Source organism: Plasticicumulans acidivorans (assembly GCF_003182095.1).
GTDB lineage: Bacteria > Pseudomonadota > Gammaproteobacteria > Competibacterales > Competibacteraceae > Plasticicumulans > Plasticicumulans acidivorans.
The window spans coordinates 411,270-428,903 of the sequence record NZ_QGTJ01000003.1; the positions used below are offsets into that span (position 1 = coordinate 411,270).

Sequence of the window (17,634 nt, forward strand, 5' to 3'; positions counted from 1 at the left end):
ACGTCGGCGATCTACGAGGTTCGGAAGTAGACCCGCCGGCCGATCTTCAAACGGGCCTTGTTGATCCGCCGCGTCCATTGGTTCGTCGCATGCAAGCTGCATCCTCAATCCATCAGGCGAACGATCCAGGACAGTGGCGAGCTGAGCCATGCTCAGCAGCGGGCCGAAGCGTTGCAACAGCGTGTCTTCTATCGTCATTGCGTAAACCTCCGTTATCAACTGAATTGCAACGAAGGTTACGCAGCGCCATGCTTGATGGGAGCCTATTTGTTGTCGATAATGGTTGACATGGAAAGTGAAGAAGACGCGCAAAAACGCCTTGGCCCTTACTACATTGCCATCTGGCAAGGATGTGCTCCTGGCGTTTCTCAGGCCATCAGAGACTTTCGCGAACGCTGGAAGCCATACTCCATATCCTCGAGACGCTACCCCATCTGGCGACTGATCCACGAAGTGGTCGACCCCGCCGTGAGCGCGTACTTGGCAACTCTACCGGCACGTTATTCTGGTTACGTCCCCGGCGCGGGAACAGGAATCGGCTTCAGCGCAATCATTCGGCTGGTCGGGTTTGATGCGATGGTTCGTGTGCAACGGCAGTTGTTACGCCAGTTCATCAAAACCGAAGACAAGCAAACAGCCAGAGATCAACGCTTTGTTGCCGCGTTCGAATCATTAATCGACTTGGTTAGTGACTGCGGCCGAAAGCGTCCAAAAACCTCGACCGCCGTCAGGGGCGTCAGTCTCAATGCAGAACGCAAACACGGCTTTTGCGATTTCTGCGGAAATCTTTCGGAGTTTTCAGCCTTCATGGCCAACATCGCCGAAGAGAAGGTCAATGATGTGGAGCTTGAAAACCGCAAGAAGCTTGAACTCAGTCATCAGTATTGCAACAGGCATCGCCCCAAACTCCCGAATGGCGAGTGGAACCCTGTATACAGACAAGCGAAGCGGTCGCTCAGCCAGTTTGAAGTCGAGGTGGCGAGGCTCAGTCGCCAATGCGCCAGGCCATCCTCACCACAGGCAGCGGCGTCGGGAGATCCGCTGGTAGATAGCTATTACTACCGCTATTTGCTGCACAAGGGAGTGCAGCCGGCAGACAAAGCCGCCCTGCGCAATCTGGCCAGGTTGATGGTGGACAAAAAGCTGTCGGACACCAAGAAAAAAATGCTGGTTCTTCTACATTCCGGGTTCAACCAATCAGTGATCGCAAGCAAGTTGCAAGGCCATGGGCAAAAACCGCTGACTCGCCAAGCGGTATCTAAAGCACTGGCATCGATTTCCGAAGTATTCGACCTGAGGAAACCCAATAGGCATTTCGTTTTTTGATGCCCATCTTGTCAACCATAATCGCCAACATTTGAACCAAATCAAACGACTTCACCAGGCACCATCAGGCACATGTTCGCAAGTGACTGAAAGAGGCCAGGAGATGCAGGCAACGACAAGCAAGACGCTCATCAGCTGCTGGCAATGATTCCGTTGTCTGAACGCACGATTTTCAACATGGAGCAGCGCGGGGAGTTCCCGCGCCGGATCGCACTCACCAGCCGAAACGTCGCCTGGGATTTGGCCGAAGTCGAGGAATGGATCGAGGCGCGCAAGTCGTCAGGTGCTCAGGCCATGCGTCCTGGCTTCAGCCCGCCCATCAATGCCAGCGGCTCTACGGGACATTTTTAGCGGCTAAAAAGCTCGATACATCCAATATCGATGATATTGCGGGCGACGCGCGCGGTGCCATCTCTCCTGCAAAGCACCTTTGACATAACGGCGACGTGTTAGGCGCCTCTCAACAGGATGCCCGCAATGTCCGCACCACATGCGCTTCTAGCGTCCTCCAATGGGTCGCGCCCCCTCCTAATGGGCAATTGAACTCTCAGAAATTCGAAATCATGTCGATGCATCATGATTTCAAACTCTGACCCTACGAAGTCCGGCATCTCCAGAAGGTCTTCATAGGTAAAGCCGGCAGCGTTGATCCTCGAAAGCACCGCGTCAAGCGTTTCAAAGAAGCTCGTGGTTCCCTCATACCATTCGGCACGAAGGCGCGCTGGCTCCAGAAGCTTGTGTAGTAGCTTCTCTAGCCCTTTCACCTCTTCGCGGTACTCAGAACGCACAACGAAGGCGTGCGCGATCGGATGTGGGCAACCGGTCTGAATATTGGACAGACGGCGTTGAATGCTTGAGGTCAGCCCGATCTTTACGTAGGTCTTGGTCTCACCTTTGCAGGCGATTAAATAGACATAGTCCCTGTCCATATTGGTGCAGCCTCCCCGGCGTTCCAGCGGCTCACTTCAACTTGTCGAGTCCGTGGACCGTCTCAGTGTCCATTCGTCGATCATGTCCGCCCAGTCCTGCAACATCGCCGTGCGCTGCTCACGGTACTCGGCCTTGTTGTAGACGGCCCTGACGCCTCGCTGCTCGTGCGCCAGGCACTTCTCGATCCAATCCGTGTTGTAGCCAGCCTCATGCAGCAACGTACTGGCCGTGCGCCTCAAGTCATGTGGCCCGAACTTGGTGAGCGACTTCCCTTCCTTCTGCGCCAGTCGATATGTCAGCGTCAGCACCTGGTTGAGCGTGGCGCTGCTCATGGGCAAGTCCGAGTCATACCGTGACGGCAGCACGTAGTCCGATCCGCCGGCGAAGGTTTTGAGGGCAATGAAGATGTCCAGCGCCTGCCGGGACAGGAACACCAGGTGCGGATTGCGCCGCTTCATCCGCTCCTTCGGGATCGTCCAAAGTGCGTCGCTGAAATTGATCTCGCTCCAGGTCGCGTTGGTCAGCTCGCTCTTGCGCACCATCGTCAACAGCAGCAGCTTGGCCGCGGCCCGGACGGATGGTGCTGTGCCGATACGCTCCATGTACTGGTACATCAGGCCGATCTCGTCGGGCGTTAGCGCACGGTCGCGCGGCTCGAACCTGGCGATGGTCGTCGGGCGCACCAGCACGGCCGGGTTCTCGACCTTCTGGCCGCGCTCTATGGCCCAGCGATAGACCTGCAACACCACCTCGCGCGCATGCACTGCAGTGGCCGGCGCGCCTCGCTCCACTATGGCATCGGTCAGTGCGCGCAAGTCCTCGTGGGTGATCTCCACCAGCTTCTGATTGCCGAATTTCGGTTTCAGCTCGCGCTCGTAGATGGAGCGGCGCATGTCACGGGTGGAATCGGCCATCTGGTAGCCCCGCAGCCACTTTTCCGCCCAGGCCCCGAACGTCTCCGCGTCCTTGACGCGGGCCTTATCCCGCGCCTTTTCCTTGGCCGGTGACTTCCCGGCCGCGACCATCTTCTTGGCCTCGCCCAACCGCTCGCGGGCTTCCGCCAGGGTGATGCCGCCGACGCCGTAGCGGCCGAAGGTGATGGTCTCCTGCCTACCGTGGATCGAGTAGTTGTAGCGGAACGAGATCGCTCCGGCGGCCGTGACGGCTACATAGAGACCGTCACGGTCATTCACCTTGTAGAGCTTGTCCTTCGGCTTGAGGTTGCGCAGCTTGGTATCGGTCAGCATGGTTCTCGCCCTGATTCAGCTCAAATACCATGATCCGAAAAGCGGCCAATCCTGGCGTAAAACAACAACAAAATCATTGTGTTACGCAAATTCAATACCATGAACATCCGTAAGGTTGTTGCATGGTATCGGCGACTTTTCATGGCATAGAAGCATTCGATGCCATCCATCATGCTATGAAAAAACGGTGCTTGGCGATGCCAAATGTTGCCAGGCGGTGCAGAACGAAATCAAAAAAATCCCGTATTGACGCGGGCTTAGGTGTGTTTTCGTGCCACTAGGTGCCAGCCAGTGCCAGACGCCGAATCACTCCCACTCGATCGTCGCCGGTGGTTTGCCTGAGACGTCGTACACGACCCGCGAAATGCCGTCGATTTCGTTGATGATTCGCCGCGAGACGAGGTCGAGGAAGTCGTAGGGCAGGTGTGCCCAGCGGGCGGTCATGAAGTCGATGGTTTCGACGGCGCGCAGGGCGATGACCCAGTCGTATTTGCGGCCGTCGCCCATGACGCCGACCGATTTGACCGGCAGGAAGACGGCGAAGGCCTGTGAGGTCTGGTCGTAGAGGCCGGCGCGGCGCAGTTCGCTGATGAAGATGTCGTCGGCGCGACGCAGCAGGTCGGCGAAGTCCTTGCGCACTTCACCGAGGATGCGCACGCCCAACCCCGGACCGGGGAACGGGTGGCGGTAGACCATCTCCGAGGGCAGGCCGAGTTCGACGCCAAGCCGGCGCACTTCGTCCTTGAACAGTTCGCGCAGCGGTTCGAGCAGTTTCAGGCGCATGTGCGCCGGCAGGCCGCCGACGTTGTGGTGCGATTTGATGACGTGGGCCTTGCCGGTCTTCGAGCCGGCGGACTCGATGACGTCGGGGTAGATGGTGCCCTGCGCCAGCCATTTGGCGGCGGTCAGCTTGTTGGATTCTTCCTCGAAGATCTCGACGAACAGGCGACCGATGATCTTGCGCTTGGCCTCGGGATCGGTGACGCCGGTGAGTTCGCGCAGGAAGCGCTCTTCGGCGTCGACACGAATCACGCGCACGCCCATGTGCTGGGTGAAGGTCGACATCACCTGATCGCCTTCGTGCAGGCGCAGCAGGCCGGTGTCGACGAAGACGCAGGTCAGCTGTGTGCCGATCGCGCGATGCAGCAGCGCGGCGACGACGGAGGAATCGACACCGCCGGACAGGCCGAGGATGACTTCGTCATCACCGACCTGGTCACGGATGTTGGAGATGCTGTCCTCGATGATGTTGCCGGTGTTCCACAGCGCTTCGCAGCCGCAGATCTCCAGCACGAAGCGCGAAAGAATGCGCGCGCCCTGGCGGGTGTGCGTGACTTCGGGGTGGAACTGCAGCGCGTAGAAGCCGCGATCCTCGTCGGCCATGCCGGCAAACGGTGCCGATTCGGTGCTGGCGATGCACTTGAAGCCGGCCGGCAGCGTGCTGACGCGATCGCCGTGGCTCATCCATACGTCGAGGATGCCGTAGCCTTCGGCCGTGGTGTGGTCCTCGATGTCCTTGAGCAGCGGGGAATGGCCGCGGGCGCGCACCTGTGCATAGCCGAACTCGCGATGATCCGAACATTCGACCTGGCCGCCGAGCTGCTGCGCCATCGTCTGCATGCCGTAGCAGATGCCGAGCACCGGCACGCCGAGCGTGAACACCGCCTGCGGTGCACGCGGGCCGTCGTCGACGGTCACCGACTCGGGGCCACCGGAGAGGATGATGCCGCTCGGCAGGAAGTCGCGCACGTCGGCATCGTCGACGTCCCACGGGTGGATCTCGCAGTAGACGCCGATCTCGCGCACGCGGCGGGCGATCAGCTGCGTGTACTGCGAACCGAAGTCGAGAATCAGGATGCGGCTGGAATGGATGTCGCGGGTGGTCATGGCACAGCCTCGAAGGCACGGAGTGCGGAAATGCAAAGGGCGGACACCTCGGCCCGCCCTTGCGCTGCTTCGACGGGCGTCGTTCAGTTGACGCGGTAGTTCGGCGCTTCTTTGGTGATGGTCACGTCATGGACGTGGGATTCGTGCATGCCGGCGCCGGTGATGCGCACGAACTGCGGACGGGTGCGCATTTCGTCGAGCGTCGCGCAGCCGACGTAACCCATGCTCGAACGCAGGCCGCCCATCAGCTGATGGATGATCGCCGAGATGGTGCCCTTGTACGGCACGCGACCTTCGATGCCTTCCGGCACCAGCTTCTCGACGGCGCTGGCGTCCTGGAAGTAGCGGTCGGCCGAGCCCTGCGCACCGGACATCGCGCCAAGCGACCCCATGCCGCGATAGGACTTGTAGGAGCGGCCCTGGAACAGCTCAACCTCGCCGGGGGCCTCTTCGGTGCCGGCGAGCAGGCTGCCGACCATCACCGAGTAGGCGCCGGCGGCGATGGCCTTGGCCAGATCGCCCGAGTAACGGATGCCACCGTCGGCGATCAGCGGGATGCCGGAGTTCTTCAGTGCTGCGGCGACGTTGGCAACGGCGCTGATCTGCGGCACGCCGACACCGGCGACGATACGCGTGGTGCAGATCGAGCCCGGGCCGATGCCGACCTTGACCGCATCGGCGCCGGCTTCGGCCAGCGCCAGGGCAGCCTCGGAGGTGGCAATGTTGCCGCCGATCACCTGCACCTGCGGGAAGTTCTGCTTGACCCAGCGCACGCGTTCGAGCACGCCGCGGGAGTGACCGTGCGCGGTATCGACGACGACGACATCGACGCCCGCGGCGACCAGCGCGGCGACCCGCTCATCGGTACCGGCACCGGTACCGACGGCAGCTCCGACGCGCAGGCGACCGTGCTCGTCCTTGCAGGCCCGCGGGAAGTCGGAGGACTTCTGGATGTCCTTGACGGTGATCATGCCGCGCAGCTGGAAGTGATCGTTGACCACCAGCACCTTCTCGATGCGGTGCTTGTGCAGCAGCGCCTGCACTTCCTCGCGCGAAGCGCCTTCGCGCACCGTCACCAGGCGCTCCTTCGGCGTCATGCTGCGACTGACCGGTGCGTCGTAGTTGGTTTCGAAACGCAGGTCGCGGCTGGTGATGATGCCGACCAGTCCTTCGCCATCGACCACCGGCACGCCGGAGATGCCATGCCCGCGCGTCAGCTCCAGCACTTCGCGGATCGTCGCATCCGGACGCACGGTGATCGGGTCGGAGATGACACCGGACTCGAACTTCTTGACCCGACGCACCTGCGCCGCCTGCTGCTCGGCGGTCATGTTCTTGTGAATGATGCCGATGCCGCCTTCCTGCGCCATCGCGATCGCCAGTCGCGACTCGGTTACGGTATCCATTGCCGCCGAGACCAGCGGCATGTTCAGCGTGATGTCACGGGTGAGACGGGTGGCGAGATTGACGTCCTTGGGCAGCACTTCGGAGTGCGCGGGGAGAAGGAGGACGTCGTCGAAGGTGAGCGCTTCTTGCACGATACGCAGCATGGCGTGAAATACCTGGCCGGGCGAAAAGAAGCACTTAAGTATATCGATTTGACCCTGCCGGTGGAAACGCAATAGCGTGCATGCCGCCTTCCACGCCCACCGTGAACCGCCGATGCCCGCCCCCGTCACGCCCGCGCCCAGCCGTGAGATCTACAGCGTATCGCGCCTCAGCCAGGCCGTGCGCACGCTGCTGGAGGGGCATTTTCCGCCGCTGTGGGTGGAGGGTGAGATCTCCAATCTGTCGCGCCCGACCTCCGGTCACTGCTACTTCACGCTGAAAGACGGTGGCGCCCAGGTGCGCTGCGCGATGTTTCGCAACCGAGTGCTGCTGCTGCGCGAGGCTCCGGCCAACGGCATGCAGGTGCTGCTGCGCGCCCGTGTCTCGTTCTATGAAGCGCGCGGCGACTTTCAGCTGATCGTCGAGAGCATCGAGGCCGCCGGTGAAGGCCGTCTGCGCCGCGAGTACGAAGCGCTGCGCGCCCGCCTGGCGACCGAGGGCCTGTTCGACGAAGCGCGCAAGCGCCCGCTGCCGGCCCTGCCGGCCCGCATCGGCGTCATCACCTCGCCGAGCGGTGCCGCCATCCGCGACGTGCTGAGCACCCTCGCCCGCCGCGCCCCGGGCATTCCGGTACGCCTTTACCCGAGCGCCGTTCAGGGCGAAGGCGCCAGCGCCCAGCTGGTCGCAGCACTGCGCCGCGCGGGCGAACGCGGCGATTGCTCGGTGCTGCTGCTGGTGCGCGGTGGTGGCTCGCTCGAAGACCTGTGGGCCTTCAACGATGAGACGCTCGCCCGGGCGATCCGTGCCTGTCCGCTGCCGGTGATCAGCGGCGTCGGCCACGAAACCGATTTCACCATCGCCGACTTCGCTGCCGACCTGCGCGCTCCGACGCCGACCGCCGCCGCCGAACTGGCCAGTCCCGATATGCGCCAGTGGGCAACGCTGCTGGAGCGCATCGATCGCCGGCTGCGCGGTACCGCCCTGCGCCAGCTCTCGGGCCTGCGCCAGCGCCTGCTGCTGCTGCGTACCCGCCTCGATCGGCAGACGCCGCTGCGCCGCCTGCAGAGCCATGCACAGCGACTCGATGAACTCGACCAGCGCCTGCGTCGCGCCCTGCGCAACCGACTCGCTGGCGAGCGCATGCGGCTCGCCCAGCTGGAGCAGCGCATCGCGGCGCAGTCGCCGCGGCGGCGGCTGGCGCTGCAGAGTGAACGCTGGCGCCCGCTGCCGGCCCGCCTGCAGGCGGCGCTGCTACGCCGCATCGTCATGCTGCGCACGCTCGCACAGCAGACGCGCCAGCGACTGAACGCACAGGCACCGCAGCGCCGCAGCGCCGCAGCCGATGCACGCCGTGCGCAGCTGGAACGCCGCCTGTGCGCAGCCCTGCAGCACATGCTCGAAGCCCGTCGGCAACGGCTCGCCGCCGCTGCCCGCCAGCTCGATGCGGTCAGCCCGCTGGCTACGCTGGGACGCGGTTATGCGATCGTCACCGATGCGCACGGGCAGGTGCTGCGTGACGCTGCGCATATCGCTGTCGGCGACATGCTGCAGGCGCGACTGGCACACGGGCAGCTGCTGTGCCGGGTACTGCAACACATGGAGCCGTCCCAGGCGGCATGCCCCGCAGCCGACGAGACATAAGCCCGGCCCCGTGAGCCCTGCGGCTCACGGAAGTGGGTACACTGCGCCCCTGATGGAGTGCCGCTAGCCGGCGTTTTTCTCAGGAGAGTTGCCAATGAGTGGGCGCGTCATGCTGCTGCGAAGCGAAGTCGACAGCAGCCATTGCCACGTCGTATCCATCCCCGACCCTGTCGATGAAAAAGAAGCCGTCGGCCGCGTCAAGGCGCTGCTCGCTCAGGTGCAGGCGGAGAATCCGGATTTCTCCTGGGAACAAGATGTTGCTCCCCTGCTCGCGGCCAACGGTTTCGCGCCGCTGCCGCAGGTGCTGGGCCCCGTCTGGGACAGTCCAGCCGCCTAGTCCGGCAACCGCAACGATTCGCCACCGATCGGCAGCACGCCGCGTTCTATGCTGCACACAACAGCCGACGGGCGGGCAGCCGAACAGAGCCGGAACGACATCATGGGAGCTTCAGCGGAACCGCCCGCTGGCGGAGTACGCATGCGTAGCTGGAAGGCGTTCCTGCAGGCTTTCATCACCCTGGCAGGCGCCTATTACAGCCATGAAGAAACCCGCTGGCATGCGCGTGCACTGACCCTGGTCCTGGTGTTACTGACGGTCGCTCAGGCCGCCGTCCCGATCAGTGTCAACGGGTGGTCCGAATACCTGTTCGATGCGCTTGAACGGCGTGACCTGTTCACCTTCCTGCATGCACTCGGCTACCTGCTGCTGATCGTCGGCGGCAGCGTTGTCGTGATGACCGCACACCTGTACATCAAGCGGCGGCTGCAGATCGGCTGGCGAGCCTGGCTGACGTCGCGCCTGCTCAACGAATGGCTGGACGCCAGCTGCATGCCCCATGTGCAGAGATCACCGACCGATGAAGACAATCCGGACGGCCGCATCGCCGAGGACGCCCGCATCAGCTGTGAGTACGCCGTCGACCTTGCGCATTCGGCGCTTTATTGCCTGCTGCTGCTGGTGAGCTTCACGCAGATCCTGTGGGGCCTGTCGGGAGCCCTGAGCATCCACCTCGGAAGTCTGAACCTGCCGCTGCCCGGCCATCTGGTGTGGTTCGCGCTGATTTACGGCGCGACCGGTACCGCCATCAGCCTGGTGCTGGGCCGTTCGCTGGTGCGCACGGCCAACCACCGCCAGCGTCGCGAGGCGGATTTCCGCTTCGGCCTGGTGCACACCCGGCAGAACACGCTGTCGATCGCGTTGCGCCAGTGCGAGCCGGACGAGCGCCGGCGCCTGTGGGCGCTGTTCTCGGTGGTGCTGCAGGCCTGGGAAAAACAAAGCGACGCGCTGCGTTCGCTGTTTTTCTTCAGCTCGGGCTGGTCGACGCTGTCGCAGACCGTTCCCTTCCTGGTCGCTGCACCGCGCTACATCGCCGGCACCATCACGCTCGGCACGCTGATGCAGACCGCGCAGGCCTTCCAGCAGATGATCGGCGCGCTCGCCTGGCCGATCGACAACATGCCGAAGCTCGCGGAATGGCGCGCCTCGGTCGAACGCGTGCTCGGTCTGCATCAGTCCCTGCAACACAGCGAGCGCCCGTCGCCGGCGGCGCCGGGCAAAGGCATCGAGCTCGCCCTCGGCGAGACGCCCGCGCTGTCGCTCAACGGCCTGACGATCGAACAGCCGAACGGTCAAGTCTTGCTCGAAGACGTGCACACGCAGATCCAGCCCGGCGACCGGGTGCTGATCTCCGGCGATCCCGCCACCGCCGTCAAGCTGTTCCGCGTCGTCGGTGGTCTGTGGCCGTGGGGGCGCGGGCGGGTCGAATTGCCCGAAGGTTCATCGATCTTTTTCATGCCACGCCGCCCGTACCTGCCGACCGCGACGCTGCGCGACGTCATCGCCTGCCCGCCACAAGCCGAAGCAGTCGACGACGCGACCATCCGACAGGCCCTGCAGACGGTCGGGCTCAGCCGCCTCACGCCGCTGCTCGGCCGCCGCGGCGAGTGGGAGCAGGACCTCGATGCCGGCGACAAGCAGCGCATCGGTTTTGCGCGCCTGCTGCTGCAGCGGCCACACTGGATTTTCATCAACAATGCGATCGACGCCCTCGACCCGGCCGGCAAGGCGCAGATGCTGGCACTGCTGCGTGAGCAGTTCCCTCAGGCCACCATCGTCACCATCGGTGAAAACGGCCTGCTCAGCGACTTCCACGGCCGCCGGCTGACGATCACGCGCGCCGGCGACCGGGCTCACGTCATCGAACAACCCATCGCCGCGGCGCCAATCAGCCCCGAGCGTCACGAATGAATGCGCGATACCAGCCGAACGAGGTCTTCGGCGTGCGCTGCTGCGTCGTGTAGTCGACGTGCACCAGACCAAAGCGCGGCCCGTAGCCTGAGCCCCATTCGAAGTTGTCGAGCAGCGACCAGACGAAGTAGCCGCGCACGTCGGCACCGGCCTGCAGCGCCTCACGCAGCGCGCCGGTGTAATCACGCAGATAGGCGACCCGCGCCGGATCGTCGACGGCGCCATCGGCCCCCACGCTGTCACTGCCGCCGGCACCGTTCTCGGTGACGTAGATCGGCAGACGGTAGCGCCGGCTCAGATCGATCAGCTCGTCGCGGAACGCGGCCGGCCAGGTCGGCCAGCCGAGCGCCGAGCGCGGCGCATCCGCCGGGGCCTCGCCCCAGGCGAAGTTCCAGGTGCACTGCGGATCCGCCTTGGCAAAGATCGGTCCGTAATGATTGAGGCCGAACCAGTCCAGGCGCCGGCAGATCGTCGCCATGTCGCCGCCGCGCACGTAGGGTTCGATCGCCGCGGCGATCTGCGGCGGGTAATGGCCGAGCAGCTGTGGATCGGGGAAGGCACGGTTCCAGTGCTCGTCGAGCAGGGCGGCGGCGGCGCGATCGGCGTCGCAGTCCTGCTCCGGCCACACCACCTGGCGGTTATGGATCGCGCCGATCGAGGCCTGTGGCAGCAGGTCGCGCAATACGCCAACGCCCAGGCCGTGGGCGAGATTGACGTGGTGAATCGCCCGCAGGTGTGCATCGCGGTCGGTGACCCCCGGCGCGCTCCAGTCGATGGCGTAGCCGAACAGGGTGAACACCGAAAACTCGTTGAACGTCGCCCAGCGCTGCACGCGATCACCGAAGCGGCGGGCGATCAGCGCGGCATAGTCGGCGTACCAGCCGGCGCAGTCGCGGTTGGTCCAGCCGCCGAGGTCATCGAGCGCCTGCGGCAGGTCCCAGTGGTACAGGCACAGCCATGGTTCGATGCCGGCAGCGAGTACCGCATCGATCAGGCGATCATAGAAATCGAGTCCTTTTTCATTGACCTGTCCGCGCCCGCGCGGCAGCACCCGCGGCCAGGCCACGGAAAAGCGGTAGGCGCCGATGCCGAGTTCACGCATCAGCGCGACGTCCTGCGGATAGCGGTGGTAGTGATCGCAGGCCACGTCACCGCTGTCGCCATTGGCGATCTTGCCCGCCATGCGACAGCGGGTATCCCAGATGCTCGGCGCCCGCCCGTCTTCGGCGACGGCACCTTCGATCTGATAACTCGACGTCGACACGCCCCAGACGAACTCACGGGGCCAGGAAAAAGCGGCTTCAGTCGGCATGATGCGCTCCACGGCAGTGGCTATGCCGTGAATCTATGGCGGACCGCCCGAGCGTCAAGGACGCGGATCAAATCGCGCCGGCAGATAGCCGCCGGCTCATGAAAAAAGGCGATCCCGCGGGATCGCCTTTTCGTCTGTCAGCGCAGCTGCTTACTTGACCAGACGCGCCGTCACGTACGAGCCCGGAGCGTTCTCGATCACCTTGAGCTTGCCATCACCCGGCTGACGCGGCGACACCTGCTCGCCGGTATTCGGCTTGACCCACTCCAGCCAGTTCGTCCACCAGGAACCGTCGCTCTTGCTCGCGCCCTTCAGCCAGGACTCCGGATCGGCCGACAGGTCGGCATTTTCCCAGTAGCAGTACTTGCCACCGGCCGGCGGATTGACGATGCCGGCAATGTGGCCGGAACCACCGAGCACGAACTTCACCGGGCCGCCGAACAGCTTCGGTCCCTTGAAGGTCGACTTCCACGGTGCGATGTGGTCTTCGATCGCCGAGATGAAGTACACCGGCACCGTGACCTTACCCAGATCCAGCGGCACGCCCTTGATCGTGATACCGCCGTTCTTGCACAGCAGGTTCTGCTGATACATGCAGCGCAGATAGAAGCTGTGCATCTTCGCCGGCATGCGCGTGGAATCGGAGTTCCAGTACAGCAGGTCGAAGGGGAACGGCTCCTTGCCGAGCAGGTAGTTGTTGATGAAGAACGACCAGATCAGATCATTGGCTCGCAGCATGCTGAAGGTCGTCGCCATCTGGCTGCCGTCGAGGAAGCCCTGCTTTTCCATGCGCTTTTCGAGCATGGAGATCTGCTCTTCATCGATAAAGACTTCCAGCTCGCCCGGCTCGCTGAAGTCGATCATCGTGGTGAAGAAGGTGCCGCTGACGATGCGCTTGTCCTTCTTCGCCGCCATGTAGGCCAGCGTCGCGGCCAGCAGCGTACCGCCCAGGCAGTAGCCGGCGGCGTTGACTTCCTTCTCACCGGTCGCCTTCTCGATCGCATCGAGCGCTGCCAGCGGACCTTCGAGCATGTAGTCCTCGAAGTTCTTCTCGGCGAGCGAAGCGTCCGGGTTGACCCAGGAGATCAGGAACACGGTGAAGCCCTGATCCACCCACCACTTGATCAGCGAGTTCTTCTCGCGCAGATCGAGGATGTAGTACTTGTTGATCCACGGCGGCAGCATCAGCAGCGGGCGCTTGTACACGTTCTCGGTGGTCGGCGTGTACTGGATCAGCTGCATCAGATCGTTCTGATACACCACCTTGCCCGGCGTGACGGCGATGTTTTCGCCGAGCTTGAACGCCGACAGGTCGGTCATGCGGATGTTCAGGCTGCCCTTGCCACGTTCGAGGTCTTCGAGCAGGTTCGTCAGACCCTTGAGCAGGTTCTCGCCACCGCTTTCGATCGTCGCCCGCAGCACTTCCGGATTGGTGATCGGGAAGTTGGTCGGGCTCAGCGCGTCGACGAACTGCTTGGTGTAGAACTCAAGCTTGCGCTTGGTGTGCTCGTCGATCCCTTCAACGTGCGTGACGGTGTCCTGCACCCACTGCGCGGTCAGCAGGTAGGACTGCTTGATGAAGTCGAACAGCGCGTTCTGCTGCCAGTCATCGTGCTTGAAACGCTTGTCCGAACGCGCCGGAGTCACCGCCGGTTCCGGCTTCTGGCCGAACAGCACCGCCGTGCCCTGCTGCCACAGCGTCATGTAGGTGTTCCACAGGCCGATCTGGGCGTTCACCAGCTGCGCGGGATTCGCCAGCAGGCGCTGGGTCATCTCCAGGAACGCCTTACCCATGACCGGATTTTCGACCGCGGACAGGGCTTCGGCGGACTGGCGCTCCAGGAACTCGGTCACCAGGTGCTGACTCTTCTCCGCAATCTGGGTGACCGCTTTGGTCACTTCGACCGGATCGGGAATCTTCAGCTCGGGGGCAAGGACTTCGGCCATCGGAAATTCCTTCGTGTTTGAGGAGTGAACGGATCGTACCGACCGGGCCGGCCTTTCCGCAGACATCTGGCAGACCGTGAAAAGCGGCGAAAGGATCCACTGCCGTCGCTTTCCAGAACCCGAAATGAGGAAGCCGCCCGCAGGTGCCGGGCGGCTCTCGATGTGAACCGCGCCGGAGATCGTGGCGCGGTGCAAGCCCGGCGCGGCTGGCTTACTTCTTCGCGACCAGAGACTTCAGCTCTTCCAGGCTCTCGTTGACGCGCTGGTTGATGACGGCGAAGGCTTCAGTGTTGGACTTGCTGACCATCTCGGCGAGCTCGCGGGCGTTAGCCAGAGCCTTCTCGAAGGCGTCCTTGGCCAGCTGAGCCTGCTTGGCGGTCAGCTCCTGCGGGTTGCTGCTGAGGGTGCTGAGATCCTTGGCCAGGGCGCTGACTTCGGCCATGGCCTGCGAAACGATCTCGGCCTGACGCTTGGCAACCGCCTGCATGCCTTCCAGGGCGACCTTGTTCGCCGTGGTCAGCGCTTCGACGTTCTTGCGCTGGCTGGCCATGATCGCTTCGACATCGACGCCAGGGATCTTGACATCGCCGAGCATCTTCGAGACGTCGAACTTGCTGAAATCGAACTTGGCAAAATCGGCAAACGGGTTGGACTGGGTCATGACTACTCTCCTCGGAAAAACAGGTCGGAATAAACGGCTCAGGCCGTTCGAACTCAGGATGGTGCGCTGCACCATTGGTTGACGATGCTATGCATGCTGCATTTTGCTGTCAACGATTTTTTTGCATTGCAGCATTTCGCAAAACATACGGCCTGACATACCCATCTCGGCCTCACGGCCTCACCTAGCCAGCGAGCGCCTTCGAAGCAATTTCGAAGACGTCCGGTGACAACCCGCGCAGGTCGAGGATGCGCTCCAGCGCCCCGCGCATCAGCGCCTGACGGCCGGCGTCGTACTGCCGCCAGCGCGTCAGCGCACCCAGCAGACGTGCAGCGATCTGCGGATTCAGCGGATCGAGCTCAACAATGCGCTCGACCAGGAAGGCATAGCCGCTGCCATCCGCCGCGTGGAACCGTACCGCGTTGTTGTTGCAGAACGCACCGACCAGCGCACGCACCTTGTTCGGATTGCGCAAATTGAACGCCGGATGCTGAAGCAGCGTGCAGACGTGCTTCAGCGTATCGGCGCGCTTCGAGGTCGCCTGCAGCGTGAACCACTTGTCGACCACCAGCGCCTCGCGCTGCCAGCGCGTGTAGAACGATTCGAGCGCCGCGAGCCTGGCCGGATGTTCGCCATGAGCGATCAGCGTAATCGCCGCCAGCTGCTCGGTCATGTTGTCGGCCGACTCCAGCTGCCGCGACAGCATGGTATGGACCAGCGCGCTTTCCAGACTGGCGAGATAGTCGAGGCAGCGGTTACGCAGCGCACGCCGGCCGATCGCCTCGCCGTCGAGGCTGTAGGCGCCGTGCACCGCCAACCGTTCGACCAGGGCGTTGAACGCCGCGCGGTGATGCAGCGCCAGCCCCTTGCGCAGAAACTCGCGGGCGGCGAACAGGCCATCGACGTCGATGACCGCCATCTGCTCCGCCAGATAGGCCTCGGACGGCAGCGTCAGCATCTGCTCAAGCAGTGCCGGATCGGTGCTGTCGTCCGCCAGCAGGCGGGCGAACAGCTCGGCCAGCGTCGATGGCAGCGACCAGGCGTGTCCCTCGGCACGCACCGCAAGCAGCTGGAGCACTGCGCGCACCCCCAGCTGCTGCGCCGCCTCCCAGCGGTTGAAGGTGTCGCTGTCATGCGCCGCGAGGAACAGCAGTTCCTCATCGCTGTAATCACAGACCAGCTTCACCGGCGCCGAAAACCCGCGCAGCAGTGACGGCACCGGCGCGGCCGGCACGTCTTCGAACACGAAGCTCTGCTCGGCCTGCGTCAGTTCGAGCACGCGCGCACCCGTCGCCGCGGTTTCGTCGCTCAGGCGCAGCGGCAGCTCGCTGCCATCACGATCGAGCAGGCCAACGGCCACCGGGATCAGGAACGGTTCCTTATCCGCTGCCTCCGGCGTCGGCGGGCAGGACTGGGCGAGGTGCAGCGTGTAGCGACGCTGGGCTGCGTCATATTCGCCGCGCGCCTTCAGCGTCGGCGTCCCGGCCTGACGGTACCAGCGCATGAACTGCGACAGATCGCGGCCATTGGCATCGGCCATCGCCGCACAGAAATCCTCACAGGTCACCGCCTGGCCGTCATGGCGCTGGAAGTACAGATCCATGCCCTTGCGGAAGCCTTCGCGCCCGAGCAGCGTCTGGTACATGCGCACCACCTCGGCGCCCTTCTCGTACACCGTGACCGTATAGAAATTGTTGATCTCGATGTAGGACTCGGGACGGACCGGGTGCGCCAGCGGGCCGGCATCCTGCGGGAACTGCAGCGCGCGCAGATTGCGCACGTCGTCGATGCGCGCCACTGCCGCCGAGTTCATGTCGGCGGAAAATTCCTGATCGCGGAAAACGGTGAGCCCTTCCTTCAGCGACAGCTGGAACCAGTCGCGGCAGGTGACGCGGTTGCCGGTCCAGTTGTGGAAGTACTCGTGGGCGATCACCGATTCGATACCAAGGAAATCGGCATCAGTGGCGGTGTCGGGGCGCGCCAGCACGAACTTGGTGTTGAAGACGTTGAGTCCCTTGTTCTCCATCGCCCCCATGTTGAAGTCCGAAACGGCGACGATCATGTAGATGTCGAGGTCGTACTCAAGGCCAAAGCGCTCCTCGTCCCAGCGCATCGCCTTCTTCAGCGAAGCCATCGCGTGCGCGCACTGATCGACCTTGTCGTGCTCGGTGTAGATCTCCAGCGCCACCGTGCGCCCGGAGCGGGTGACGAACTGATCGCGCACGCAACCGAGATCGCCGGCGACCAGCGCGAACAGGTAGGACGGTTTCGGGAACGGGTCCTCCCAGCGCACCCAGTGACGGCCGTCGGCCAGCTCGCCGCGTTCGACCGGGTTGCCGTTGGACAGCAGCATCGGGTAGCGCTCGCGCTCGGCGACCACCGTCGTCGTGAAGCGCGCCATCACGTCCGGGCGATCGAGGTAATAGGTGATCTTGCGAAACCCCTCCGGCTCGCACTGCGTGCAGAAGTTGCCGGACGATTTGTACAGCCCTTCCAGCGCGGTATTGAGTTCGGGGTGGATCAGCGTCTCGACGCCGAGCGTGAACTGCGCCGGCGGATCGAACAGCGTCAGCGTATCGGCCGTCACCTGGTAGCGGTGCGCCGGCAGCGGCTTGTCATCGAGCGTCAGCCCGAGCAGTTCGAGCTGTTCGCCGTGCAGGTGCAGCGCGTCGATCGCAGAGTCCTGCCGGCGCAGCTGCAGGCGGCTGCTGACCCGCGTACCGGTCTCGCCGAGCTCGAAGCGCAGTTCGACCTGGTCGATGAGGAAGGCAGGGGCACGATAGTCCTTGAGCAAAACGGCACTGGCAGTCATGGGCATCCCGAGGCAGCAAAGTGGAGCAAACGGCACAACGGCGATCGTACCGCCATGCGGGCGATCACAGCACGA

12 protein-coding genes and 2 pseudogenes are annotated in these 17,634 nt (G+C 63.5%); 5 read left to right on the forward strand and 9 right to left on the reverse strand.

The features are described from left to right. Window positions 1–11: 11 nt before the first annotated feature. Window positions 12–198, reverse strand: a pseudogene (locus tag C7443_RS07295) (DNA-binding protein). A gap of 81 nt (window positions 199–279) precedes the next feature. Between C7443_RS07295 and C7443_RS07300 the strand changes: the two are divergent. Then, window positions 280–1,326: a LuxR family transcriptional regulator gene (locus C7443_RS07300; RefSeq protein ID WP_170123542.1), complete on the forward strand. Its 1,047-nt coding sequence runs from the start codon at window positions 280–282 to the stop codon at window positions 1,324–1,326. Between the two features lie 103 nt (window positions 1,327–1,429). Then, window positions 1,430–1,677 (forward strand): annotated as a pseudogene (locus C7443_RS07305) (helix-turn-helix transcriptional regulator). A 98-nt stretch (window positions 1,678–1,775) separates the two neighbouring features. Here the strand turns inward: C7443_RS07305 and C7443_RS07310 are convergent. The 4 genes from C7443_RS07310 to guaB all read right to left on the reverse strand — a co-directional run bounded on the left by C7443_RS07310 (window position 1,776) and on the right by guaB (window position 6,937). Beyond that, complete coding sequence (locus tag C7443_RS07310; protein WP_110017926.1) at window positions 1,776–2,255, reverse strand: GIY-YIG nuclease family protein; 480 nt, start codon at window positions 2,253–2,255, stop codon at window positions 1,776–1,778. Between the two features lie 36 nt (window positions 2,256–2,291). Further along, entirely contained in the window at window positions 2,292–3,503 is a 1,212-nt protein-coding gene (locus C7443_RS07315; RefSeq protein ID WP_110017927.1) for a tyrosine-type recombinase/integrase, read from the reverse strand. A gap of 306 nt (window positions 3,504–3,809) precedes the next feature. Then, window positions 3,810–5,390 (reverse strand): glutamine-hydrolyzing GMP synthase, encoded by a 1,581-nt coding sequence (guaA, locus tag C7443_RS07325; protein WP_110017928.1) that lies wholly within the window; start codon window positions 5,388–5,390, stop codon window positions 3,810–3,812. Window positions 5,391–5,473: 83 nt separating this feature from the next. Then, complete coding sequence (gene guaB / locus C7443_RS07330; protein WP_110018043.1) at window positions 5,474–6,937, reverse strand: IMP dehydrogenase; 1,464 nt, start codon at window positions 6,935–6,937, stop codon at window positions 5,474–5,476. Window positions 6,938–7,052: 115 nt separating this feature from the next. Here guaB and xseA point away from each other — a divergent pair, with 115 nt between their 5' ends. From xseA to C7443_RS07345, 3 genes are all read left to right on the forward strand, one after another. After that, the gene (xseA, locus tag C7443_RS07335) at window positions 7,053–8,579 is read left to right on the forward strand and encodes an exodeoxyribonuclease VII large subunit (RefSeq protein WP_110018044.1); all 1,527 of its coding nucleotides are present in this window, start codon (window positions 7,053–7,055) and stop codon (window positions 8,577–8,579) included. Between the two features lie 94 nt (window positions 8,580–8,673). Continuing rightward, complete coding sequence (locus tag C7443_RS07340; protein WP_110017929.1) at window positions 8,674–8,916, forward strand: hypothetical protein; 243 nt, start codon at window positions 8,674–8,676, stop codon at window positions 8,914–8,916. A 141-nt stretch (window positions 8,917–9,057) separates the two neighbouring features. Continuing rightward, a complete protein-coding gene (locus C7443_RS07345; protein ID WP_170123534.1) occupies window positions 9,058–10,827 on the forward strand; it encodes an ABC transporter ATP-binding protein/permease in 1,770 nt (589 codons plus the stop codon). Here the strand turns inward: C7443_RS07345 and C7443_RS07350 are convergent. The 4 genes from C7443_RS07350 to pepN all read right to left on the reverse strand — a co-directional run bounded on the left by C7443_RS07350 (window position 10,805) and on the right by pepN (window position 17,559). Further along, the gene (locus tag C7443_RS07350) at window positions 10,805–12,139 is read right to left on the reverse strand and encodes a GH1 family beta-glucosidase (RefSeq protein ID WP_110017931.1); all 1,335 of its coding nucleotides are present in this window, start codon (window positions 12,137–12,139) and stop codon (window positions 10,805–10,807) included. The two genes, C7443_RS07345 and C7443_RS07350, sit on opposite strands and share 23 nt — an antisense overlap. A gap of 150 nt (window positions 12,140–12,289) precedes the next feature. After that, on the reverse strand, window positions 12,290–14,086 hold the full coding sequence (locus C7443_RS07355; RefSeq protein WP_110017932.1) for a PHA/PHB synthase family protein: 1,797 nt from the start codon (window positions 14,084–14,086) through the stop codon (window positions 12,290–12,292). 211 nt (window positions 14,087–14,297) lie between these two features. Then, a complete protein-coding gene (locus tag C7443_RS07360) occupies window positions 14,298–14,747 on the reverse strand; it encodes a phasin family protein (RefSeq protein ID WP_110017933.1) in 450 nt (149 codons plus the stop codon). A gap of 184 nt (window positions 14,748–14,931) precedes the next feature. After that, window positions 14,932–17,559: an aminopeptidase N gene (gene pepN / locus C7443_RS07365; protein ID WP_110017934.1), complete on the reverse strand. Its 2,628-nt coding sequence runs from the start codon at window positions 17,557–17,559 to the stop codon at window positions 14,932–14,934. Between the last annotated feature and the right edge of the window lie 75 nt (window positions 17,560–17,634).